This window comes from Paenibacillus xylaniclasticus (assembly GCF_004001065.1).
GTDB classification, from domain to species: Bacteria; Bacillota; Bacilli; order Paenibacillales; family Paenibacillaceae; genus Paenibacillus_T; species Paenibacillus_T xylaniclasticus.
Window position 1 is genome coordinate 314,946 of sequence record NZ_BIML01000003.1, and the last position, 23,505, is coordinate 338,450.

Here is a 23,505-nt window from a genome sequence, read left to right on the forward strand (position 1 = left end):
TAATGGTCAAAGGATTTAACAAAGGAATGCCCTAAAAAAAAGCCTCCCTGCTAAGCAAGGAGACTTCTGTTATTCATCATTCTTAATCGAACCTAATAAAGCGAGTTCACGATCCAACCGCTTGTCTGTGTAGGCATCGTCCACTGCATTGTAGACTGATACATCGCATATTGCTGCACCTGGCGAGCCTTTGAGTTGAGCAAACTGCTTGCCGAAACCTCATTGTACCTTTCTACTGCGGAAGACAAACGGTCAGCCAGACCGTTGCTGCCGCTAATCGCTTTCGCTGTTTGCTCGAAATTGGAGCTTAAGCTTTTCTTTAGTTGATTTTCGTCCAGCTTGAGTGTACCATCCCCGCTGCGGTGAATACCGATTCGCTCATAAGAAGCTGAATCGACTACTGATTCCAAGCTTCGGCGGACAGATGAATTCATAACCCCACCCGCTTCCTTCAGGCGGTCATGCATCGTATTGTAGCTCGACACCAGATCTTTAACTTGCGCAATGATCTTGTCCTCGTCCGGTTTGACTTGAATTTTCAACGTTTCCGTCGATTGAGCCATTAATGTTGCCGTAACTTTTCCCTTCTCCAGTTCGATCGTGTTCGACTGCGAGGTCTGAACTGCGCCGCCATTCACAGTGTAGGACGCGTTGGAAGCTTGTTGCGTTACATTTACTACACCGGTAGCCGACATCGCGTTGCCGGTAACATCTTCAACCTCGAAAGCCTGATCCGTTCCGGTTTTATCGCTGCTTAACTCAAGCTTTTTCGCACCTGTCTTATCATCGGTTACAATACTGGCGGTTACGCCCGTCTTCGCCGCATTGACCGCATTCTTCAGCTTTGTTAAAGCTTGCTCGTTCGTATCGTTATTAGAAATTACAGCCGATATCTTCGTCGTCTTGCCGCCAATCGTAAGATTGAACTCATTTAATCCCTTGCTTACAACAGATGACTCTGATTTCGACAACGATGTCCCGCTGTTCGTCTGAGAAGTGGCGACGGAGTCCACTTTCACTTCATAAGCTTTATTCGTTGCTCCTGCCGATGCCGCTGCAGTAATCTTCTTACTGTCTGAGGATACAGCCGTACGCGCTTGAAATACTGAATCATTCTTCTGCATCAATTGTTGTGCGGAGCCTTGAACATTCTGCGCTGACTTCAAAAAGTTAGCAATTCCCACAGCTGCTGTCTTAATAAATTGCTCATAAACATTGCTCTTGGGAGTGAATTGTGAGTATACAGAAGTATTCATACCCTGGCTGTTAAAAATCTGGGAATCCAATGACGTCATTCTACTTACCGGATTGATAAGATTCATCGCATTAATGGAGTTATTCGAATTAATGGATAATGCCATCCCTTACTCCTCCATTCTGTTATTTATATAATTGAATCATGATTCATAGTTGGCTAATCGATCTCATCTCAGAGAGGCATACTTACTTGATCGAACAAATTCGCGATGCGCATCTTGAATACTGTTCGTACGCATCAGCAGCTCCTCCGAGTTACCATGCTTTAGTTCCCCGGCTATCTGCATCAGCTTATAGCTATTGAGAAAATTCGCATCCGCTTTACTGCGACTGGATTGTAATGCGTCCTCATACGCTTGACGCTCCATTGAGATGCGCATCGCTTGATTATGTAAATCAGGATCATGTCGCTGCAAATAGCCTATCTCACTTACGCTTAGCTTCTTGCCTTGCAAGAGCAGATTTCGAATCGATGACACACGCGACGATTGATCTACTGTAGCGCGTGCATCGTTGTTTTGCTGCATCATTTTGATATAACCGCCGACCGTCTGCACAGAATTCACATTCATGAAATCTCCTCCTAATTTACTATATCGGTATGAATATTTGACCAGTTTAGTAATTTTACACATTAATTTTCCATAGCTCGATGCATAGTTAGGTATTTAGACTTAGTATCATAGGATCAATAGGGGGAGGGAGAGCATTTAGTCAGTCGGTCGGTATTTCCGGTTTGAATAATTTGCAGTTGAGAATAAATTTCCTGAGGTATGCGGACTGAACCCCGGGGTTCGCCCCCTTTATCGGCTCCAACAAACAGCAAAAAAGCACGCCTACGAATGGCGTGCTTCGTTATTGTTGTTTGGTGGAGCCTAGGGGGATCGAACCCCTGACCTCATCGCTGCCAGCGATGCGCTCTCCCAGCTGAGCTAAGGCCCCGAGACGGCTTGTCGACCTGCCAAATTAAGGCGGCGACAGGATCGATCTTACCACGCAGTGGCGCGGAGTGTCAATCCTTTTTGAGCTCGTTCACTGCCCCTGTGCTTCCAGTCATGGTGTTCTTGGAAAGCAGGGAGTTCAGTTCCTTCATGAACATGTCGATATCTTTGAATTGACGATATACAGAAGCGAAGCGGACGTAAGCAACCTCGTCGATCGGGTACAGCTGCTTCATCACGAGCTCGCCGATAACACGGCTCTCGATCTCGGCGTGAGCCGTCGTACGCAGCTCCTTCTCAACCTCGGAGACGACGACCTCCAGCCGTTCGGCGGGCACCGGACGCTTCTCGCAGGCGCGGATTAGACCACGGAGCAGCTTCTCCCGGCTGAACTCCTCGCGGCTGCCGTCCTTCTTAATGACAATAAGCGGTGTTTCCTCAATCATCTCGAACGTCGTAAATCTGCGGCTGCATCTCTCACATTCACGTCTGCGGCGAATGGACTTATTCTCGTTAGCCGGCCTCGAATCGAGCACCTTGGAGCCGGCATAATCACAATATGGACATCTCATTAGGCTAATCCTCCAAGACGCTTTCGCACCGTAATTATTTCGTTATTTCTGCACATTCCATCTGTTACCTGTAATGAAGTTTAAATTAATACACATAATACAGTTACCAACCGCAAGGAGGTGAACGACAATGGCACAGGGTAACAGTAACCAACTGGTTGTACCTCAAGCGTCTGCAGCTCTCGACCAACTGAAATACGAAGTTGCTTCGGAGCTTGGTATCGCACTTTCGCAAGACGGTTACTACGGCAACCTGACGACGAAAGAAGCTGGCTCTATCGGAGGCAGCATCACGCGTAAGCTTGTACAAATCGCAGAGCAATCTCTTGCTGGCCGCGTCTAACGCGTAACAAGCAGCAGGTAGAAAGCTTGAGACAGCCTGCCGGCTCACTCATGAGCCGCAGGCTTGTCTCAAGCTTTATTCGTATGATTGCCGAAATCGGGATACAAGTCCTTATATTTATTATAATAATAAAAAACCCGTTGTACATAGTGCCGCGTCTCGCCAAACGGCACATCCTTCACCTTCTCGATCGTGCCGTCCCACACGTTACCGTTCATCCACTTCTTCACATTACCCGGGCCGGCATTATAAGCTGCAACCGCTGCCACCCGGTTGCCTTCAAACTGTCTATGTAGATTACTCAAGTACCATGATCCAATTCGAATGCTAACATCTGCACGATGCCGAAGTGCTTCTTCCGTTACATTCTCGAACCCTGCCTGCTGAATAATCCAATTTGCTGTGTCCGGCATAATCTGCATCAGTCCGAGTGCACCCTTCTTCGATTCCTTACCCGTCGAATAATTCGTCTCCACCCGGATTACCGCTGCTATTAGCAGCGGGTCCAAGTTATAATGGTTTGCGCTGGCACGTATGTCTTCCTGATAATGGATCGGATACATCCAGCGAGCCATCCAGTCCGATTTCACGAATAGGAAGGCAACGAATAAGACGATAAGCAAAATCAGCACTCTTCGGCGTGCCAAACGTCTCATAGGTTACCCCTTTCTCGATCGCCCGAGTTCATCCCAAAGCCTCGCGACGAGCTCTCGCGTCTGCTCTATCGATCCGCTATTATCGATAACCCAATCCGCCAGCTCCCGCTTGCGCTCAATATTCATCTGGGAACGAATGCGGCTGTCCGCCTCTTCTGCTGTAAATCCGTTGCGGCTCATAAGACGAGCACGCTGAAGCTCGACCGGAACATATACGACAATGACGCCTTCGTATGACGTTTGCTGTCCCGTCTCGTACAGAAGTGGAATGTCCGCAATAATAATAGCATCTGAATCCTCTCGTTCCCAACGCTCCATCTGCTCACGCATGCGCTGCCGGATAGCCGGGTGAAGGATGGCCTCCAGCTCGCTGCGTTTATCCTCTTGACCGAACACGATCGCACCAAGCGCCTGCCGGTTAAGCGTACCGTCCTCGTGCAGTACCGCTTGTCCGAACCGCTCCGCGACGGCGCGGAGCGCCGGCTCACCCGGAAGGACGACTTCCCTGGCCACCTGGTCGGCATCGACAAGGCGAGCACCTCGCTCGACCAGCATAGCCGATACGGTGCTCTTGCCGCAGGCGATGCCTCCAGTTAACCCGATTCTCATACCGATACCCCTCCGATGCTGCACTTAGAACAGCTTTATAATTCCCATAACAATAAGTAACATTCCCGGCAAAACAGATAATGACTGCATGCCTCGCCATCCGGCATACTTGAAGCCTACACGAAGCCCGGCCAACAGGAATACAGCGCTCGACAATGCAATTGCTGCCGCCGTTGTTGCCGAATGAAGACCAATCATTGCTGCGCCCAGCCCTGCGCCGAATGCGTCGAACGACAGCGCTACTCCCAGCAGAACAGCCTCCGATGAAGAAATACTGCCGGAACGGTCCACATCCGCTACTTGCGGCTTACGTAAAATTTGGATCACGATGCCCAGCTGCTTTACTTCCAAACTGACGAGCGTACGATTCGTTAATGGCTCATGCCGAACTTCGTCAAATGCTACTGCACGCTTCCTGTCCTCCACACTGGAAGCTTCTTCATCCTGCTTGCTGTCACGGCTTCGTCTTAATTGCAGGAGCGCCCAGCAGCCGATTGCAATAAGAATAAATGCGCCGATCATACGCGCCACAGCCGGCGATAAATACGTCGTCAGCCAGCCGCCAACTGTCATAGAAAACCAAATAATAATGCCTGAGCACAAGGCAATGATCGCAATCGACAGCACAGGTATTCGGATGCGTCGCAGCCCATACGTTACGCCGACGCCGAAGCCGTCTAAGCTGACAGCGAACGACAGCAGCAGCAATGATGCCAAATGCGCGAACAACCGTTGTCCCTCCCCGCAGACGACCAGTTAACCGCGCACCGTGCGCGGGAACAATCGCCTATGTTCGATAGACCATCTTATGCGGGGAATTCGATCACGTGTTACTTTAATGAATTTTTGGATAGACACCTTTAGGCCTTGCTTGTCTTCCAGCCTTCTTCGCAGCAGCGCCTCTCGGCTTCGGCTGGCATTTCGGGCAAATATGCGTGCCTCGGCCGCCAAGCACAAACTTCTCAAGCAATGTGCCGCACACTGTGCATGGCTCACCGCCTCGTCCATAAGCGAGCAGGGAATGCTGGAACATCCCCATCTCGCCCTGACCGTTCACATAGGATTTGATCGACGAGCCGCCTGCTTGTACCGCACGGCTAAGTGTATCGCGGATCGCATCATACAGCCTTTTCCATTCCGCAGCCTTCAGCGAGTCGGCTGTGCGCTCCGGATGAAGCTGCGCTTGGAACAGCGCTTCATCCACATAAATGTTACCTAGTCCGACAATGTACGATTGATCAAGCAGCAACGGCTTCAGCTTCGTTGATCGTTGAGCAAGTCTATGACGAAACGCCTCCAACGTGAACGTCTCGTCGAGCGGCTCTAATCCAAGCTTATTCAGCGGTGGCATCGTCCATTCCTCACCTGGCTTGAACAGATCCATCGTTCCAAACTGACGTACATCCTTGTACCGAAGCTCTGTATCATCGGTAAAATGAAACACGACATGCGTATGCGTCTCAACCGGCTCGTCCTTCTTGTATACACCATAACGTCCTTCCATCCGAAGATGGGATACAAGGATGAGGCCGTCCAGAACAAAACGAATAAATTTCCCCCGTCGTTCCACCGATTGAATCGTCTGTCCAGCTAAAGCGGCAGCGAACATCTCGGGCTCGACAGGTCTTCTTATAATACGCGGCAAGCTCACCGATACGCTGGCGATCGTCTTGCCTGCGACTAATTGGTTAAGTGTACGGCAGACTGTCTCTACCTCTGGCAATTCAGGCATGATGGATTCACCTCATCGCCTATTATAACGCATAGTGGTCCTAGATGGGCTGTCATGCGTTATTTTGCCTCATACCAATTGACACCGTAACTAACGTCCGCTTTGAGCGGCACATCGAGCTTAATAGCATTTTCCATGACTGATGGCACGAGCTGCTTCATCGTCTCCAGCTCATCCTCAGGCACCTCGAACACGAGCTCGTCATGCACCTGAAGCAGCATGCGGCTTTTAAGCTGTCTATCGCGCAGCTCGGCGTCCATCTTCACCATTGCCAGCTTAATAATATCAGCCGCCGTTCCTTGGATCGGCGTATTCATCGCGGTCCGTTCCGCGAACGAGCGGAGGTTGAAGTTCGATGCTTTAATCTCCGGCAAATAACGGCGCCGCTCCAGCAGCGTCGTCACATATCCGTCCTGCCGTGCCTGCATCACGATGTCGTCCATATACTTGCGTACGCCGCTGAACGTCGCATAATACTGCTCGATGAACTGCGCCGCTTCCTTCCGCGTAATGCCGAGGTTCGTCGAGAGACCGAAGTCGCTAATGCCGTACACGATACCGAAGTTAACCGCCTTCGCTTGGCGGCGCATGCTCGCATCTACCATTTCCGGCGGTACACCGAATACGTCAGACGCTGTCTTCGTATGAATATCCATGTCATGCAGAAACGCTTCCTTAAGTCCATTGTCGCCGGAAATATGTGCAAGCACGCGAAGCTCGATCTGAGAGTAGTCAGCGGCAAGCATATACCAGCCTGGCTGCGACGGCACGAACGCCTTTCGAATTTTGCGGCCTTCCTCGAGACGAATCGGGATGTTCTGCAAATTCGGATATTGACTGCTCAGACGGCCTGTAGCGGCGATCGTCTGGCGATAGTACGTATGAATATGTCCCGTGCTCGGACGTATTTCCTTGAGCAATCCTTCTACATAAGTCGACTGAAGCTTGGTCAGCTGACGGTACATCAGAATCGACGGAATAATGTCGTGATATTTGGCAAGCTCTTCGAGCACGTCTGCATCGGTCGAATAGCCAGTCTTCGTCTTCTTCTTCGCCGGTAATCCAAGCCTCTCGAACAACACTTCACCAAGCTGCTTCGGCGATCCGATATTAAACTCCATGCCCGCCAGCTCATAGATCGTGTTCTTCAATTCCACGATACGGCCTTCAAGCTCTGCGCCAATCTGCTCGATGACGCTTGCGTCGGCCTTAATGCCCTGCAGCTCCATACCCGCTAGCACGCGGGACAGCGGCTGCTCCAGCTCGTAATACAGCTTGTGCATGCCGGTCTTCTCCAGCTCCGCGCGTTGAATCTCTGCAATGCGGCGAACGGCATCCGCCTTCGAAGCAACGAAAGCATGCAGCGCTTCCGTCTCCGGCAGCTTGAACTTCGCTCCCTTGCCGTATACGGCTTCGTCAGAAGCAACACCCGGCAAGCCGTATTTGCTGCAAAGCCCGCTAATCGTCAGCGACGAGTCGGTCGGATCGAGCAAATAAGCCGCCAGCTGCACATCAAATTGGATGCCGCCGAGCTTAATGTCCTGCCATGCAAGCGACAGCTCGCTGCGATGCATATCGAAGCCAACTTTGCCAGCGTCTGCAGCGGTCAGCCAATCGCGTACAAAGCTTAGCGGCTCGGCTTTCACATCCTCGAACGGCACGACATAGACAGCATCCGCTGTCGTTACCGCAATGACAACGATCTCACTATGATGCGGATTGTCTCCGATTACTTCAAAATATACGCTCTGTGCATTAGCCAGTCCGTCCGCCAGCTGCCTGCACGCAGCTTCGTCGCTTGCCGTGACCGAGATGACGCGAAGCTCCGCTGCTTCGGCTGCCCCCTCCGATACTTCTCCGGTAAGCTCAAGCCGCTCCAGCAGTGACTTAAACTCGAGCTTGCGGAATGCCTCCGCTAGCACCGGCTTTTCATAGCCGGTATAAGCCATGTCGGATATCCCTTTATCAAGCGGCACTTCCCGGAATATCGTCGCCAGCTTCTTACTCATCAGAGCTTCATCTTTATGCTGCTCAACCTTCTCCTTCAGCTTGCCCTTCAATTCACCAGAGTGCTCCAGCACGCTTTCGACTGAGCCATACTCGTGCAGCAGCTTCAGCGCTGTCTTCTCGCCGACGCCGGGAATTCCCGGAATGTTGTCGGAGCTATCACCCATCAGACCCTTCAGATCTATAATTTGCTTCGGTACAAGACCATATTTCTCTTGAATTTCGGCAGGGGAGTAGCGTTCAATTTCGCTGACGCCCTTACGCGTAATGGCGATCGTTACTTTATCCGAAGCGAGCTGCAGCATATCCTTATCTCCAGAAACGACCAGCGTCTCGGCGCCCTGCTCGTCCGCCATGCGCGTCAGCGTTCCGATAATATCATCCGCCTCATAGCCGGCAAGCTCAAACTGACTAATGCCGAACGCCTGCAATAGCTCCTTAATAAGCGGGAATTGCTCTGAAAGCTCCGGCGGCGTCTTCTGACGCCCGCCTTTGTAATCGCCGTAGCCTTCATGGCGGAACGTCACCTTGCCCGCATCGAATGCTACGAGCATATGAGTCGGTTTCTCCTCCTCCAGCAGCTTCAGCAGCATCGTTGTGAAACCAAATACAGCATTTGTATGTAATCCACTTGTATTCGTAAGCAGCGGCATGGCGTAGAAAGCCCGGTTGGCAATGCTATTGCCGTCGATCAAAATCCACTTATCCATTGGGGCATCTCTCCTGCATTTTCAAAGTGTTACTGCGTGCCTTGACTGCTAACTATCATACCATAAAAAGGCCAGCCTATGCCCGATGAGACGAGGACGGAGAGAAAAGAAAAAAACACGCCGTGGACGTCGTTCCCACGGCGTGTTGTATCCAGTCATATCGATTAGTTCAGATCCGGTCGTCTGCCCGTTACAAGGTAAACGACGCTCTCGCCAATGTTCGTCGCGTGATCGGCGATCCGTTCGAGAAAATCGAGCAACGAAGCTAAGCTGCATCGACTGTGAAATCGTTTGCGATCTTCCAGCATGAGCGAGAATAGCTCACGCCAAATTTGCTTATAGAGGGCATCGACCTTTGTTGGCGCGGAGTCATTAATCCGCTTCACTCTCCCTTAGCCGAACCGGCCGCTAATATAATCTTCCGTCCTCTTGTCGGAAGGGTTCGAGAACAGCTTTTCCGTCTCGTCATATTCTACGACTTCACCGTTCAGGAAAAACACCGTTTGGTCTGATATACGTGCCGCTTGGTGCATATTGTGCGTAACCATAACGATCGTATAGCGGCTCTTCAAATCTTGCACCAACTCCTCAATCTTGAGCGTCGAGATTGGATCGAGCGCCGAAGTCGCTTCATCCATGAGCAGAATATCCGGGTTCACAGCGAGCGCTCTGGCAATACATAGGCGCTGCTGCTGACCGCCGGACAAGCTGAACGCAGACCGCTTCAAATGATCCTTCACTTCATCCCACAGTACGGCGGAACGGAGGCTCATCTCAACGATTCCGTCAAGCGTCTTCCGGTCGCGGATGCCGTGAAGCCGAGGGCCGTAAGCAATGTTGTCATAGATCGACTTCGGAAATGGGTTTGGCTGCTGAAACACCATGCCAACCTTTTTGCGCAGCGTCTCGACGTCTACTTCACGGGAATATATGTCGGTGCCCGAGATTATAATTTCTCCCTCGATGCGAGTGCCAGGGATCATATCATTCATCCGGTTCAGCGTCCGAAGCAGCGTCGATTTACCGCAGCCCGACGGTCCGATAAACGCTGTTACCGCTTTCTCCGGAATTCGAAGTGATACGTTCTTAAGAGCGTGAAGGGTGTCGTAATATAGGTTCAGTCGATTGATTTCAATTAAAGCTGTCATCGTCGCAGTTTGCATTACTCGACCTCCGCAAGGAATGTAATTGGAACTCCAATCGGGGCCACGTAATCAAATTGTTGTTCCATTAAATATGCTTGTTATATTTATTACGAAGCAGAATAGCCGAGAAATTCATCAACAACAGCATTATGAGCAGCACGATAATTCCAGCGGCAGCAAGCTCTTGGAACGATGCTTGAGGACGGGACACCCAGTTATAAATTTGTATTGGCATAACCGTGAACGAATCCATCGGACCTTCCGGCAGAAAAGCGACAAATGTCAGTGCTCCAATCATGACGAGCGGAGCTGTCTCGCCTATCGCCCGCGACATGGCCAGGATAACGCCGGTTAAAATGCCAGAAATCGACGACGGGAGCACCGAACGGGATACCGTCTGCCATTTGGTCGCGCCGAGGGCGAACGATGCGTCGCGGCGCGACTTCGGGACGGCCCTGATCGCTTCCTGAGCCGAGACGATAATAATCGGCAGCACGAGCAGCGTCATCGTGAATGCACCAGCCAGCAGGCTGCGCCCCAAATGCAGATCACGGACGAATAACGTTAAACCGAGAATGCCGTAGACGATCGAGGGTACGCCTGCCAGCGTACTAATGTTAAGTTGAATAATGCGGGTGAGCCAATTTTTCCCTGCGTACTCTTCCAGATAGATTGCAGCGCCGACGCCAAACAAGAAGGAGAGCGGAGCCATAATAAGCAGCATATAGAGTGAACCGACAATAGCCGACTTCATGCCTGCCTCGCTCGCACGGCGAGACGGGAAATGGTTAAACAGCTCCGGCTGCACCCGGGTAATACCCTCCATTACGATATCAATCAAGAGCGCCATCAGCGCTATGACGCCAATCGACGTTGCGATCAGAAACAATAAACAGAGCAGCCAGTCGATCCGGCGGCGGGCTGCGATTTGCTTGCGATTTGCGTCCTCGAAGATACCTTTTGTTCTAACCAGCGCCTCGTCTTGCTTCTTGGTCACTTTCGTGCTCCTATTTACGTTCGCATTAACGTTGTTCATCTTAATACTCCTCCCTGAACCGTCTTGCCACATACTGGGCAAAGATATTAAGCAGAAAGGTAATGACGAACAGCGTCATGCCTACGGCAAAGATCGTTCCGTATTCCACACTGCCATGAGGCGTGTCGCCAAGGCTTACTTGCACAATATAAGCAGTCATCGTCTGAATACTTTCGAGCGGGTTACCCGTCAGCTTCGGTGTAGAGCCTGCCGCGACCGTAACGATCATCGTCTCGCCAATTGCACGGGAGAAGGCCAGCACGGCCGATGCGACAATGCCCGAGAATGCTGCCGGTACGACGATTTTGAGCGCGACCTCGAATCGAGTTGCGCCTAAAGCATACGCGCCGTCGCGCAAGCTGCGCGGCACAGCCGTCATCGCATCCTCGCTTAAAGAGCACACCATTGGAATAATCATTATACCGACCACAATGCCGGCGCTCAGTGCGTTGAACACACCGGCTTCGGAGAACAGCGAGCGAATGACAGGCGTCACGAAGCTCAAGGCGAAGTAGCCGTAGACGATCGTCGGAACACCGGCCAGCACCTCAAGAATTGGCTTTACGACTCGGCGTACTGTTGGGTGAGCATACTCACTTAAATAAATCGCGCTTGCCAGTCCTAGCGGAACGGCTACGAGACAAGCGATTACAGTAATCAGCAGCGTACCACCAATAAGCGGCCATATGCCAAAGCTTCTAGGCTCTATAAGCGGCGACCATTTGATTCCCGTAATAAAATCAACAAACGGAATTTGCTTAAAGAAGTTGAACGTTTCACCGATCAGCGTTAAGACGATGCAGATCGTCGTTAGAATCGACACTGCCGCACATAGAAAAAGCACGATAGGCATCATTCGATTCGTGAGATGAGATTTCTCGTTTTTGAACATCGCCCCCCGTTTCACAACACTTAACCGCTGTGAATTCGGCATTGACACAGCATCGTCTCGCATGTTGTTATCTCCTAACTTTTGCAATTACCGCAGCTTCGCCGCTTCTTCCGCATATTTCTCCTCCGGCATCGGCACATAACCGACTTCGCTTGCCATGCCGCCGATATTATTGATGTAGTAGTCCGCGAACGCACTTACTTCAGGACGCTCCAGTTCTTTCTTGTTCAAGTAGATGTACAACGGACGGGACAGCGGTGCATATGTGCCATCCTTAATCGTCTCAACCGTTGGCGTAATGGCACCCTTGCCTGCGTCGATTGGAATGACTTTCAGTTTGTCGGCGTTCTCTTCGTAGTAAGCGAATCCAAAGTAGCCAATTGCAAATTTGCTGCCCTCCACGCCTTGTACAAGGGAGTTGTCATCTTCACTGAACGAGATTTGCGTATCGTTGCGAATGCCTTTCTTCCCCAGCACCTCTTCGTTGAAATAGTCGTACGTACCGGAATCTGCGCCTGGCGAGTACATTTTGATTTCTTCCGCTGGCCATCCAGCGCGAACATCTGCCCAGGTCTTAACCGTAGATCCTGTGACGAAAATGTTGTTCAACTCTTCAATCGTCAGATGATCGATAAAGTCGTTGTCTTGGCTAACGACGACCGACAGACCATCATAAGCGATTTGAAGATCCGTATATTCGATGCCATTGTCTTGGCACGCTTGCGCTTCTTCCTCCTTGATCGGGCGCGATGCATCGCTGACAGCCAGTTCGCCAGCACAGAACCGCTTGAATCCACCGCCCGTTCCGGATACGCCGACCGTAACGCGAACGTCCTTATTCAGCTTGCCGAACTCTTCAGCTGCAGCTTCCGTCAACGGATATACCGTACTGGAGCCGTCGATCTCGATCGTACCTGAAAGCGCGACAGCCGCGTTTTCATTCCCCTCGGCCTCACCAGTTACAGTCGTTTCGCTCTGCTCCTTCGCCGGCTCATGATCCGTCGAGCTTGCTTCTTTATCGTTGCTGCCGCAAGCTGACAGTATGACGGTCATCATCAGTATGATTAAAACGACCATCCCTTTAAAATTTTTGATTTTAACCAAACTAACCACTCCTCATCCCTGCTTTATGTTTTTTTATGCTGTCGATCGCAGCACGTCCTTCATAGTTCCAACTATACGAGCAGAATGTAAATCATATATTGCCCCAATGTTAACTGCGTGTTAATTAAATGACGTTTCGTTCGAATTGTGTTAACGTGCATTTCTAACGATTACCCGCCCCTCGTAGCACATGATTTTGAACGATCTTGCCGATGCTAGAAGAGCGGCAGCAGCCGTCACAGGGATACTAACGAGCGGAAGGAGCGATCAACGATGACCACTTCGAAAAATCGCCGCATCAATGCCTGGCACCAGCGCAAGCATAACCAATATCCGACTCATGGCCGAGTCAAATCGTTCGCCGAACTTGCCGAGGAGCCCGGAACACTATCGCAAGGTGATGGCAGTGCAGCAAGACGATCGGCCTCATTAGCTAATGCCAAAGGGCCAAGCGCGCCTAGCTCCTCCGAGGGAGAGTCCATTTAACCGTTCACTCATCAGCTTTGTACAAGATACGCGAACTCATCTGGACATCTTGTCCTAAAACAGCGAAAGGCTGTTCCGCTAATTTAGCAGAACAGCCTCTTCCAATACATTTTACGGTATCTTACAGCACCTTGCTCAAAAACGACTTCGTACGCTCTTCGCGAGGATTCTCGAACACTTCCTTAGGCGTGCCTTCCTCGACGATCATTCCGCCGTCCATGAACAGGACGCGGTCACCCACCTCTCGGGCGAAGCCCATCTCATGCGTTACGATGACCATTGTCATCCCGTCCGCCGCAAGCTTCTTCATCACGTCGAGCACCTCGCCCACCATCTCCGGATCGAGCGCTGAAGTCGGCTCGTCGAACAGCATCACGCTAGGCTGCATCGCAAGCGCTCGCGCGATGGCGATGCGCTGCTTCTGACCGCCGGACAGGCGCGCCGGGTAAGCGTCACGCTTGTCGGCGAGACCTACAGATGCGAGCAGCGACAGCGCAATCGCTTCCGATTTCTCGCGGGCCTGCTTCTTCAGCTTGCGAGGCGCCAGCGTCAAGTTGTCCAATACCGTCATGTGCGGAAACAAATTAAACTGCTGAAACACCATGCCCATCTTCTGACGAATGGCATTCAGATCGCTTTGACGGCCGGTGACCGGCTTGCCCTCGAACAAAATTTCGCCGGCGCTCGGCTCCTCAAGCCGATTCAAACAGCGCAGAAACGTGCTTTTACCCGAGCCGCTTGGTCCGATGACTACAACGACCTCGCCTTTGCGAATATCGGTATCAATACCTTTTAGGATTTCATGCTTGCCGTATGATTTGCGTAATCCCCGAACGTTAATCATTGCGTCTTCAGCTTCCTTTCGAACGCGCCAAGCAGCTTCGACAGCGTAAAGGTCATCACGAAGTAAACGGCTGCGGCAACGAGCAGAGGCTCAAGAGACAGGTACGTAATGGAGGTAACCGTCCCTGTCCGATACATCAGCTCCGCAATGCCAATCGTCGAAACGAGCGACGAATCTTTAATAATGACGATAAATTCATTACCGATCGCCGGCAGCATATTCCGAAATGCCTGCGGCAATATGATGTGGCGCATCGTCATTCCGTGAGTCATGCCGAGCGAGCGGGCTGCCTCATTCTGCCCTTTGTCGATTGCGTCAATGCCTGCGCGAAATACCTCTGCCATGTAGGCAGCGCTATTAAGCGACAACGCAATAACACCAGATGTAAAGCCTGGCAAATTAATACCGAAATTGGTAAGTCCGTAATAAATAATGACAATCTGAACGAGCATCGGCGTACCTCGAATGATTTCGATGTATACCGATGCAAGGAATCGAACAATAAAGGGCTTCGAGATCCGAAGCAGCGCGATGACGATGCCGAGCACCGTACCGAATAGAACGCCGAAGAACGACAGCTGCAGCGTCATCCATGCGCCGCGCGTAAATTGCGGCCAATATTCCGAAATGAACGAAAAATCCATCCTTCGCTCCCTCTATTCGCCGCTTACAAGCTCATTTGCTTCAATGATATATTGGTCCAGCGAACCATCCTGCTTCAGTTCATCCAGTACTCTGTTCAATTCATCAACAAGCGGCTTGTTGTTTTTCTTAACAGCAATGGCAGATCCGCCCTCTTCATCGCCAGGCACAACAACATTCGCAACCGTGATATCATTCCGATTCTTTGCATACTGCTCCGCCACTGGCTTCTCTGCGATCACCGCGTCCACGCGACCGCTCGCTAGTTCCATAACAAGCTCGCTGATTTTGGACAACGAAGTAATTTTTGCACCCTCGACTTCTTTGGCGATGCCTTCCTGAATGGTGCCCTTTTGAACACCAAGTCTCTTCCCTTTCAGATCGTCGAACGATTGATATGAACCTACGGCTTCTTTTTTGACGAGAACCCCTTGCTCCGCAGTATAATAAATGTTAGTAAAATCCACATTTTTCGCGCGCTCCGGTGTCGGCGTCATGCCGGAAATAACGAAGTCTACCTTGTCCGAGTTCAGCGCAAGCAGAAGACCATCAAACTTCATATCTTGGATTTCGAGCTGAACGCCCAGCTCTTCTGCAACCCGCTTCGCGATCGCTATATCGAAGCCTGCAATTTCATCTTTGCCGCCGGCCAAATTATGAAATTCATACGGTGGGTAGTCAGCGCTTGTGCCAAGCACGATTTTGCCGTTCTTCTTAATCGTATCCAGCTTGCTTTCGCTTTTGCCGCATGCGGCAAGTGATACTGCCAATATTGTTATCAGCAGCACAGTTAACCATTTTTTCATGATGTAATCACTCCTCTAGATGTATCATGACAGCAACTTTTCAATTATAATGACAACATTCGACAAAAACAACTAGTTTTCGACACAAAGCGACATATATCCAATATTTTCGTACTTATCGTTTACAGGAATGTCGTATTTCATCCGCCAAAAAGGAGACACTTTCAACATGACAACCAAATTAAAAATTCATGACACGATTCAAAAGCACGCTGAGCGATGGATCGAGATGTCACTCGATATTGGTGCCCATCCAGAGCTCGGACATGAAGAATTCCGTTCTTCTACTTTGCTTGCAGACGAATTGGAGAAGCACGGCTTTACCGTTGAACGAGGAACTCTCGGCATTCCAACCGCATTCATCGGAACGTATGATTCCGGCAAGCCTGGACCTGTCGCCGCTTTTCTGTGCGAATACGACGCTCTCCCAGAAATCGGGCATGCTTGCGGCCATCACATTATCGGCGTAATGAGCGTAGCTGCCGCTGTCGCCCTGAAATCGGTTATTCATGAGACGGGCGGCTCGATCCGCGTATATGGCACACCTGCTGAAGAAACGAAAGGCGCTAAAGTAACGATGGCACAAGAAGGCTTGTTCGATGATTGCTCATTCGCGCTGATGGCCCACCCGTATCATTCGTACGAGAAGTCCGGCGAATCGCTTGCAATGGACGCGATGCAGTTTGAATTTTACGGTCGAGCCGCGCATGCAGCCGCTAACCCGCACGACGGCATCAATGCACTTGATGCGGTCATTCTGCTGTTTAATGCCCTCAATGCGATGCGCCAGCAGGTCCGAAGCGATGCACGGATACACGGCATTATCGATGCAGGCGGCCAAGCGCCGAACATAATCCCAGACTATGCATCTGCCAAATTTTATTTCCGTTCAGCTGACCGGGCATACACGAACGAGCTGACGCAGCGCGCGATAAAATGTGCGGAAGGTGCCGCCTTACAAACCGGCTGCACCTTGAAGACCAATGCGTATGAATACTCCTATGATGAGCTTCGGACGAACGAGACGCTGTCGCGTCTGTTCACCGCCAATCTGATCGAGGGCGGAGTACGCCCCGAGGAGATCAAATCGGGCAAAGATAACGGCTCGCTCGATCTAGGCAACGTCTCGACTCGCTGTCCGGCCATTCATCCATATGTTCAAGTTGTGGATGAGCCGTTCCAGCTTCATACAATCGAATTTCGCGATGCTGCAATGCTGCCCCGCGCGATGGAGGGTCTCTTATTCGGCGCTGCAACGCTTGCCGCTACAGCCTACGATGTATGCGCCGATCCTGAGCTGCTCCGTCAAATACGCGACGAGTTCGAGCGCAGCAGGTCCAACCGATAGTAAACTTCACCCTGCTGAGGCAGGCAAGACGCCAAGCAATTCGCTTAGGCGTCTTTTCTTTTGCCGCCAACCTATTGCACGTTTCTGTAAAAGTGATATCATAAAAATATCAAAATGATTCACGTCACATATCATGGCTAATAAAGGAGAGTGCTTACTTGATGAAAGAGTTTAAAGGCTGGTATATGAATGGATACTTGGCGCTGCTGTTATCGCTTGTATCGTTCGCAGGCGGCGTTGCGCTCATTATTTTCGGTGCCAATGAAGTCGAGCCGAATGTCTCACTAATCATTCTTGGTATCGTACTGCTCGTTGTTTTCATTATCGCGGTTTCCTCCCTTCTCATCGTTCAGCCGAACGAAGCGAAGGTCATTACATTCTTCGGTTCCTACAAAGGCACAGTGCGTGAAAGCGGCTTGTGGATGGTAGTTCCATTCTCCAACAAATCGAAAGTATCGCTCAAAGTACGCAACTTCAACAGCCAGACGCTGAAGGTCAACGACCTTGAAGGTAATCCAATCGAGATCGGCGCAGTCGTCGTATTTAAAGTAACAGACACTGCCAAAGCAAGCTTTGACGTCGACAATTATGAGAAGTTCGTCGCCATTCAAAGTGAAACGGCTATCCGTCATATCGCAGCACAATATCCGTACGACTCATTTGGACCGCAGCCTACAGCGTCGCTTCGCGGTAATTCAGACGAAGTCGCGGCCGAACTGATGCGTGAGCTTCAGGCGCGTCTCGACGTTGCAGGTGTGGAATTGATCGAGACACGCCTGACCCATCTGGCCTACGCTCCAGAAATCGCAAGCGCCATGCTGCAGCGGCAGCAAGCAATCGCGATTGTCGCCGCCCGCCAGCAAATCGTCGAAGGAGCCGTCGGTATGGTTGACTCTGCACTGAAGCAGCTGGAGGCGAACGGAATCGAGCTCGACTCCGAGCGGCGCGCCGCGATGGTGAACAACCTCATGGTGTCGATCGTCTCCGATCGCGCGGCTACTCCAGTCATTAACGCAGGCTCATTGTACAGCTAGAGGACACGAATGTGGCCAAAGAGAAGAAAGCATTTCCGCTCCGTCTCGATCCGGAGCTGTACCGCGCGCTTGAACGATGGGCTGGAGACGAATTCCGCAGCGTTAACTCGCATATCGAATTTCTACTGCGCGAGGCGCTGTCAAAAGCAGGGCGGTTAAAGCCATCTAAGCCACCAGAATAATTTCGAATACTTCGGATTAAGGGTCATCCTTGAAGTCATGGTCTAATGACGTGACGATGGGAGGGCCCTTTGTCATACACGATTCGTATTCCTTGCCCTCTTCATGATAAAATCGAACTAAAGACATAAACGGAGGCCTAACTATGAAAAACGATATCATCCGGCGCTTCACTTCTTATGTAACCGTCGATACTCAATCTAACGACGACAGCGATACCTGTCCTACGACGCCTGGGCAATGGACACTCGCCCGCCAGCTAGTCGACGAACTAAAAGAGATTGGCATGACGGAAGTAACCGTTGACGAGAACGGCTATGTGATGGCGACGCTGCCCGCCAACACGGATATCCCCATTGACACAATCGGCTTTCTCGCCCACATTGATACAGCGACTGATTTCACCGGAGCGAATGTCAAACCACAGATCGTCGACAAGTACGACGGCGGCGACATCATGCTTAACGAGTCCCTCAACGTCGTACTCTCGCCGCAAGAATTTCCTGAACTATCAGGATACATAGGGCATACGCTCATTACGACCGACGGCACGACGCTTCTAGGCGCCGACGATAAAGCAGGCATCGCCGAAATTATGACCGCAATGGACTACCTAATCCACCATCCGGAGATCAAGCATGGCAAAGTACGCGTTGCCTTCACTCCCGACGAGGAGATCGGTCGAGGGCCGCACAGGTTCGACGTCGCTGCATTCGGGGCGAAATACGCTTATACGGTTGACGGCGGACCGCTAGGCGAGCTGCAGTTCGAAAGCTTTAATGCAGCGCAAGCCCGGATCACCATCCAAGGCAGCAATGTTCATCCCGGAACCGCCAAGGGCAAGATGGTTCACTCCTCGAAAATCGCGATGGAGCTGCACAGCAGGCTGCCTGTACAAGAAGCACCTGAGCATACCGAAGACTATGAAGGCTTCTACCATCTAATTTCGTTCCAAGGAACGGTTGAGCGTACACAGCTCCTCTACATTATTCGCGACCACGACAAAGGGAAGTTCGAAGCACGTAAAGCATATATAGAACAAATCGTCGATGAGCTGCGGCAAACCTATCGTACAGCCAAAATCGAGCTAGAGCTGAAAGATCAATACTATAACATGCGAGATAAAATCGAACCGGTCTTCCATATCGTCGAGCTTGCTCGTCAGGCGATGCGCAATCTCGGCATCGAGCCAGTCATCATCCCTGTTCGCGGCGGTACAGACGGCTCTCAGCTGTCGTATATGGGGCTGCCAACACCGAACATTTTCACTGGTGGCGAGAACTATCACGGCAAGTACGAATATGTGTCGGTCGACAATATGATCCGTGCGACGAATGTTATTATTGAGATCATCAAGCTGTTCGAGCAGCGCTCGCGCAGCCACAATGGAGCTTAACTTACAACAATAAGAAAGCCGTTTACGAAGGTCAGTCTTAACCGACCTTCGTAAACGGCTTTTGTGCTTAAGTTATCTGCTCTATACTAGACTTAGCATACTGCAGCACTTATTATATTGATTAAGATTTTGTCATTCGGGGGTACGTACATTGGAAATATTGAACGAGAAGGTCGCATATGAGAACCCTCTTTTGTCATTAAAAATCTATTCGGCGACACGCCATCACGATGCCTATATCGATTGGCATTACCATCGCGAGGTGGAAGTTCTTCTCGTAAATGAAGGCGGCTTGGACGTTGATGTACAGGAGGAACGATACCGGCTGGAGGCCGGCGATATCGCGCTGATTGGGTCATCGCAGCTTCATCGGGACAGAAGCTTCGGTGTACCTCTTAACTATATTGTGCTCCAATTTGACTTAGAACAGTTTTTTGACAGCAGTACGATCCCGTTCATGCGCTTTTTTGCTGAGACGGCGAATCCGCTGAGTAGAGCCAACTACATTTTTCAAGATAATCCTCTGCTTCGGCGCGAGGCTGCAGCCTGTATTCGGTCGCTTCTTCGCGAAGCAACTGACAAACGGATTGGATACGAGCTCGCTGTCAGCATGCTCATTAAGCAGCTGCTGCTCATCATTATCCGCAATGACAGTAAAGAGGTGCTCAGCGGACAGGACGACTTTGACCGAATGAGACTCCGGCCTGTGCTCACCTTCGTTGAGAATCATCTGACGGAGCGAATTCAAGTCGAAGAAGTATGCAAGCTGGCTAACATGAGCTATTACTATTTCGTAAAATTTTTCAAAAAGTCTATCGGTTTATCGTTTACAGAATATGTCAACTACCGCAAGATTAAGTGGGCAGAGCGGATACTGCTTACGAAGGATTTGAGCATTTCGGAGGTCGGGGAGCGGATCGGCATGCCGAACATGGCTCATTTCTACAAAATGTTCCGCAAATACAACGACTGTTCACCGAAGGAATTCCAAAAAAGAATGCTGGCATGGGGTCGCAATTAGAGGGGTAATGTACGTAACCAAAGCAGGGGGCTCAATAAATATGAGCCCCCTGCTTCGTGTTATATGATCGTGTCCTGCCTCTCTCACTTGAAGGAACCGATCTTCTTAGGAAGCACCAGCTTATAGCCGACACCTCGTATGGATTCAATTTGCACCGACTGCTGCCCGAGCTCGAGCTTCTTGCGAAGCGAGCTGACGTGTACGTCCACCGTCCGCTGACCACCGATAAAATCAAAGCCCCACACAATATTCATTAAGTCGTCACGAGTTACGACCGTACCTGGCCGCTGCACAAGATACAGCAGCACCTCGAATTCCTTAGGCCGAAGCGGAACCGTCTCCCCGTTCAGCAGCACCTCGTACTTCTCCGGATAAATCGCGAGATCGCCAGCCATAATGACCCTCTCGCTCGAATCAACAGCCGGAATGCTGTCATTCTGTTGTGTACGTCGAAGCACTGCAGATACGCGCGCTAGCAATTCAGCTACTCCGAATGGCTTCGTAATATAATCGTCTGCCCCAAGCTTCAAGCCTTGGACGACCTCTTCTTCGGCATTACGCGCAGTCAGAATGATGATCGGTGTACGGACACCGTTCTGCCGCAGCCTCGACAGAATCTCAAAGCCATTGATACCTGGCAGCATAATATCCAGAATAATCAGATCGAAGCTTAGCTGAAGTGCAGTCTGCAATCCCTCTCCGCCATGATCAATGACCGTCGTCTCATAGCCCTCTTGCGTCAAGTTGTACGATAGTAGTCGGGCTAGTGTCGGTTCGTCTTCGATGACTAGCACCTTATGCGACATGGATACCTCCAATTCGGTTATCGCCGACAAGCGACAATCTGCGCATTCATTACAGCTATTGTAGCATGGCCTCGTTAACCTCGGTCAACCCTTTTCTTGCATCGTTCAGGGATGAATAACAGGCAGCTCTATCACAAACGTCGTGCCAACGCCTACTTCGCTGTCCACAGCTATAGTTCCGTTATGCAGCTCAACGAGATGCTTCACGATCGACAGGCCTAGGCCCGTTCCGCCTGAACTGCGCGACCGCGCCTTATCGACCCGGTAGAACCGTTCAAAAATTCGCGGCAAATCTTTTTTAGGTATGCCAATCCCCGTATCCTTGATAAGAATACGTATTCGATCGTAATCATCGTGTGTTTTCTCTTCAAAATGTGCAGCTGAGCGGTATGAATCGGGCCATACCGGTTCAACAATAAGCGTAACCTTCCCGCCATCTGGTGTATAGTTAATGCCATTGGCAAGCAGATTCACAATAATTTGCTGCAGCCGATCCTCATCCGCTTCTACATAAACATCACCATCAGCCTCCAGCTTAAGCTGGATCGATTTGCGTGCTGCCTCCGCCTCGAGCAGCTGCAGCGTCTTGGCGGCGAAAGAAACCATCTCAACAGGCGAGAACAAGAGCGGCACACGACGTGATTCTATTTTGGACAGCTCTAGAATGTCGCCAATAAGACGGTTGAGCCGCTCGCTTTCATCATATATGATTTGCAAGAACGAGCGTGCCGTCTCTTCCTCCTTAACCGCGCCGCTAAGCAGTGTCTCTGCGAACCCTTTAACGGCCGCTACCGGCGTCTTCAGTTCATGGGACACGTTCGCGACAAATTCGCTTCTCATCCGCTCTAATCGGCGGATCTCAGATACGTCCTGCAGGACAAGCAGTACACCGGTAAATTCATCCTGATCCTGCATAACTGGAACAATATTGAGCTCCAACAGCCGCTCTCCCGGGTAATAAAACGTCATCTCATCGTGAATATACGCTTGTTTTTCGAATGCTTCACGAACGAGCTGAGTCAGCTCATGCTGCTGCTTCGCATCCGTATAATGACGGCCCACCAGCTCTCTCGATGAGAAGCCAAGTATCTCTTCGGCTCTTCGACTAATCAACACAATACGACCTGACCTATCGATCATAACAATTCCGTTGATCATGTTGTCCAGCACGCTCTCGAGCTGACTTTCGTTCCGGCGGATTTGTTCCATTTGCTCCTGCAAACTTTCCGCCATTGCATTGATCGCCTCTCCCAGCTCGCCGATCTCATCCTGCTTCGCAACACGGACCCTTGCTTGGTAGTCCATATGCTGAATTCGCTTCGCAGCCTCCGTAATCCGGTTAAGCGGGCGCGTCATTCCTTGGGCAAACCGGAAGCTGACGATTGCGCCGATCAGGAAAAGAACAATCAGCCAAACAATAAGTGCCGTCCATAAATCACGGATGCCCTGATCGACGTTCGCAAGACTAACGGCAAGCCGAATAATATACTGCTCTTGGCCGGCTTGAACCGTTCTGGCTACATACAGCATGTTCGTATTTATTGTATCGCTCAGTCGGATAACATAGCCCGTCCCAGCAGTCAGCGCTTTTTGTATTTCTTCGCGCTGCAGATGGTTATCCATCGTTCTCGGATCGTGATTAGAATCGCCAAGCACGACGCCATCGCTGCGAATGAAGGTGACTCGTGCATCCGCATCGCGACTAAGATTTTTCGCCGTTTCCGTATAATAATCAAATTGCTCTGTCATGCCCTCGTTCGCCGACTTCCAGTCCATTACACTGGAAATAATTGCAATTTCACGGATCATGCTGTTCTCTAACTCTTGAATATGCTTACTCTTAAACATCTGAGCCATAATTAATCCGGAAGCTAATACAGATAGCCCTATGATACCGATCATAATAAGAGTCAATCGGGTGCGAAAATGGTTCATCAC

25 protein-coding genes and 1 tRNA gene are annotated in these 23,505 nt (G+C 50.8%); 7 read left to right on the top strand and 19 right to left on the bottom strand.

Annotated elements, in window-relative coordinates; genetic code table 11:
• Positions 1-92 precede the first annotated feature (92 nt).
• The 4 genes from fliD to nrdR form a co-directional block, all read right to left on the bottom strand.
• A complete protein-coding gene (gene fliD / locus PXY01_RS05090) occupies positions 93-1,361 on the bottom strand; it encodes a flagellar filament capping protein FliD (protein WP_127567929.1) in 1,269 nt (422 codons plus the stop codon).
• Between the two features lie 63 nt (positions 1,362-1,424).
• Positions 1,425-1,829 (bottom strand): hypothetical protein, encoded by a 405-nt coding sequence (locus PXY01_RS05095; protein WP_127567931.1) that lies wholly within the window; start codon positions 1,827-1,829, stop codon positions 1,425-1,427.
• Between the two features lie 294 nt (positions 1,830-2,123).
• A tRNA-Ala gene (locus tag PXY01_RS05100) sits at positions 2,124-2,199 on the bottom strand.
• 70 nt (positions 2,200-2,269) lie between these two features.
• Complete coding sequence (nrdR, locus tag PXY01_RS05105) at positions 2,270-2,770, bottom strand: transcriptional regulator NrdR (RefSeq protein WP_127567933.1); 501 nt, start codon at positions 2,768-2,770, stop codon at positions 2,270-2,272.
• A gap of 130 nt (positions 2,771-2,900) precedes the next feature.
• Between nrdR and PXY01_RS05110 the strand changes: the two genes are divergently transcribed.
• Entirely contained in the window at positions 2,901-3,113 is a 213-nt protein-coding gene (locus tag PXY01_RS05110) for an alpha/beta-type small acid-soluble spore protein (protein WP_127567935.1), read from the top strand.
• Positions 3,114-3,181: 68 nt separating this feature from the next.
• On the opposite strand, the gene PXY01_RS05115 is transcribed toward PXY01_RS05110, so the two are convergent.
• The 10 genes from PXY01_RS05115 to PXY01_RS05160 form a co-directional block, all read right to left on the bottom strand.
• Complete coding sequence (locus PXY01_RS05115) at positions 3,182-3,769, bottom strand: lytic transglycosylase domain-containing protein (protein ID WP_127567937.1); 588 nt, start codon at positions 3,767-3,769, stop codon at positions 3,182-3,184.
• A 3-nt stretch (positions 3,770-3,772) separates the two neighbouring features.
• The gene (coaE, locus tag PXY01_RS05120; RefSeq protein ID WP_127567939.1) at positions 3,773-4,378 is read right to left on the bottom strand and encodes a dephospho-CoA kinase; all 606 of its coding nucleotides are present in this window, start codon (positions 4,376-4,378) and stop codon (positions 3,773-3,775) included.
• 24 nt (positions 4,379-4,402) lie between these two features.
• Positions 4,403-5,107 carry a sporulation membrane protein YtaF gene (gene ytaF / locus PXY01_RS05125; protein ID WP_127567941.1) on the bottom strand — a complete coding sequence of 235 codons (705 nt, stop codon included), beginning with the start codon at positions 5,105-5,107 and terminating at the stop codon, positions 4,403-4,405.
• 106 nt (positions 5,108-5,213) lie between these two features.
• Positions 5,214-6,110 (bottom strand): DNA-formamidopyrimidine glycosylase, encoded by an 897-nt coding sequence (mutM, locus tag PXY01_RS05130; RefSeq protein ID WP_127567943.1) that lies wholly within the window; start codon positions 6,108-6,110, stop codon positions 5,214-5,216.
• A 59-nt stretch (positions 6,111-6,169) separates the two neighbouring features.
• Positions 6,170-8,827, bottom strand: a complete 2,658-nt coding sequence (gene polA / locus PXY01_RS05135) for a DNA polymerase I (RefSeq protein WP_127567945.1) — start codon at positions 8,825-8,827, stop codon at positions 6,170-6,172.
• Between the two features lie 164 nt (positions 8,828-8,991).
• Positions 8,992-9,213: a PhoU domain-containing protein gene (locus PXY01_RS05140; protein WP_127567947.1), complete on the bottom strand. Its 222-nt coding sequence runs from the start codon at positions 9,211-9,213 to the stop codon at positions 8,992-8,994.
• A gap of 6 nt (positions 9,214-9,219) precedes the next feature.
• Positions 9,220-9,990: a phosphate ABC transporter ATP-binding protein PstB gene (gene pstB / locus PXY01_RS05145; protein ID WP_127567949.1), complete on the bottom strand. Its 771-nt coding sequence runs from the start codon at positions 9,988-9,990 to the stop codon at positions 9,220-9,222.
• A gap of 67 nt (positions 9,991-10,057) precedes the next feature.
• Positions 10,058-11,008, bottom strand: coding sequence for a phosphate ABC transporter permease PstA (pstA, locus tag PXY01_RS05150; RefSeq protein WP_127567950.1), 951 nt, complete (start codon positions 11,006-11,008; stop codon positions 10,058-10,060).
• A gap of 1 nt (position 11,009) precedes the next feature.
• The gene (pstC, locus tag PXY01_RS05155) at positions 11,010-11,900 is read right to left on the bottom strand and encodes a phosphate ABC transporter permease subunit PstC (RefSeq protein ID WP_246027809.1); all 891 of its coding nucleotides are present in this window, start codon (positions 11,898-11,900) and stop codon (positions 11,010-11,012) included.
• An 87-nt stretch (positions 11,901-11,987) separates the two neighbouring features.
• A complete protein-coding gene (locus PXY01_RS05160; RefSeq protein ID WP_127568094.1) occupies positions 11,988-12,977 on the bottom strand; it encodes a PstS family phosphate ABC transporter substrate-binding protein in 990 nt (329 codons plus the stop codon).
• 300 nt (positions 12,978-13,277) lie between these two features.
• On the opposite strand from PXY01_RS05160, the gene PXY01_RS05165 reads away from it, so the two are divergent.
• Positions 13,278-13,490 (top strand): DUF6254 family protein, encoded by a 213-nt coding sequence (locus tag PXY01_RS05165; protein WP_127567952.1) that lies wholly within the window; start codon positions 13,278-13,280, stop codon positions 13,488-13,490.
• A gap of 121 nt (positions 13,491-13,611) precedes the next feature.
• Here PXY01_RS05165 and PXY01_RS05170 read toward each other — a convergent pair whose 3' ends face one another.
• From PXY01_RS05170 to PXY01_RS05180, 3 genes are read right to left on the bottom strand one after another with little or no spacing between them, the layout of a single operon-like run.
• Positions 13,612-14,334, bottom strand: a complete 723-nt coding sequence (locus PXY01_RS05170; RefSeq protein WP_127567954.1) for an amino acid ABC transporter ATP-binding protein — start codon at positions 14,332-14,334, stop codon at positions 13,612-13,614.
• Entirely contained in the window at positions 14,331-14,978 is a 648-nt protein-coding gene (locus tag PXY01_RS05175; protein WP_127567956.1) for an amino acid ABC transporter permease, read from the bottom strand. Before PXY01_RS05175 ends, PXY01_RS05170 begins: the two co-directional genes overlap by 4 nt.
• 12 nt (positions 14,979-14,990) lie before the next feature.
• Complete coding sequence (locus PXY01_RS05180; protein ID WP_127567958.1) at positions 14,991-15,782, bottom strand: ABC transporter substrate-binding protein; 792 nt, start codon at positions 15,780-15,782, stop codon at positions 14,991-14,993.
• Positions 15,783-15,951: 169 nt separating this feature from the next.
• Here PXY01_RS05180 and PXY01_RS05185 point away from each other — a divergent pair, with 169 nt between their 5' ends.
• The 5 genes from PXY01_RS05185 to PXY01_RS05205 all read left to right on the top strand — a co-directional run bounded on the left by PXY01_RS05185 (position 15,952) and on the right by PXY01_RS05205 (position 20,761).
• Positions 15,952-17,130 (top strand): M20 family metallopeptidase, encoded by a 1,179-nt coding sequence (locus PXY01_RS05185; RefSeq protein ID WP_127567960.1) that lies wholly within the window; start codon positions 15,952-15,954, stop codon positions 17,128-17,130.
• A gap of 161 nt (positions 17,131-17,291) precedes the next feature.
• Positions 17,292-18,164 (top strand): SPFH domain-containing protein, encoded by an 873-nt coding sequence (locus PXY01_RS05190; protein WP_127567962.1) that lies wholly within the window; start codon positions 17,292-17,294, stop codon positions 18,162-18,164.
• Positions 18,165-18,175: 11 nt separating this feature from the next.
• A complete protein-coding gene (locus PXY01_RS05195; RefSeq protein ID WP_127567964.1) occupies positions 18,176-18,346 on the top strand; it encodes a type II toxin-antitoxin system antitoxin in 171 nt (56 codons plus the stop codon).
• 143 nt (positions 18,347-18,489) lie between these two features.
• Positions 18,490-19,740 carry a peptidase T gene (gene pepT, locus PXY01_RS05200; RefSeq protein ID WP_127567966.1) on the top strand — a complete coding sequence of 417 codons (1,251 nt, stop codon included), beginning with the start codon at positions 18,490-18,492 and terminating at the stop codon, positions 19,738-19,740.
• A gap of 151 nt (positions 19,741-19,891) precedes the next feature.
• The gene (locus PXY01_RS05205; protein ID WP_127567968.1) at positions 19,892-20,761 is read left to right on the top strand and encodes an AraC family transcriptional regulator; all 870 of its coding nucleotides are present in this window, start codon (positions 19,892-19,894) and stop codon (positions 20,759-20,761) included.
• Between the two features lie 83 nt (positions 20,762-20,844).
• On the opposite strand, the gene PXY01_RS05210 is transcribed toward PXY01_RS05205, so the two are convergent.
• A complete protein-coding gene (locus tag PXY01_RS05210; RefSeq protein WP_127567970.1) occupies positions 20,845-21,567 on the bottom strand; it encodes a response regulator transcription factor in 723 nt (240 codons plus the stop codon).
• A 105-nt stretch (positions 21,568-21,672) separates the two neighbouring features.
• Positions 21,673-23,502 carry a two-component system histidine kinase PnpS gene (pnpS, locus tag PXY01_RS05215; protein WP_127568096.1) on the bottom strand — a complete coding sequence of 610 codons (1,830 nt, stop codon included), beginning with the start codon at positions 23,500-23,502 and terminating at the stop codon, positions 21,673-21,675.
• Positions 23,503-23,505 lie beyond the last annotated feature (3 nt).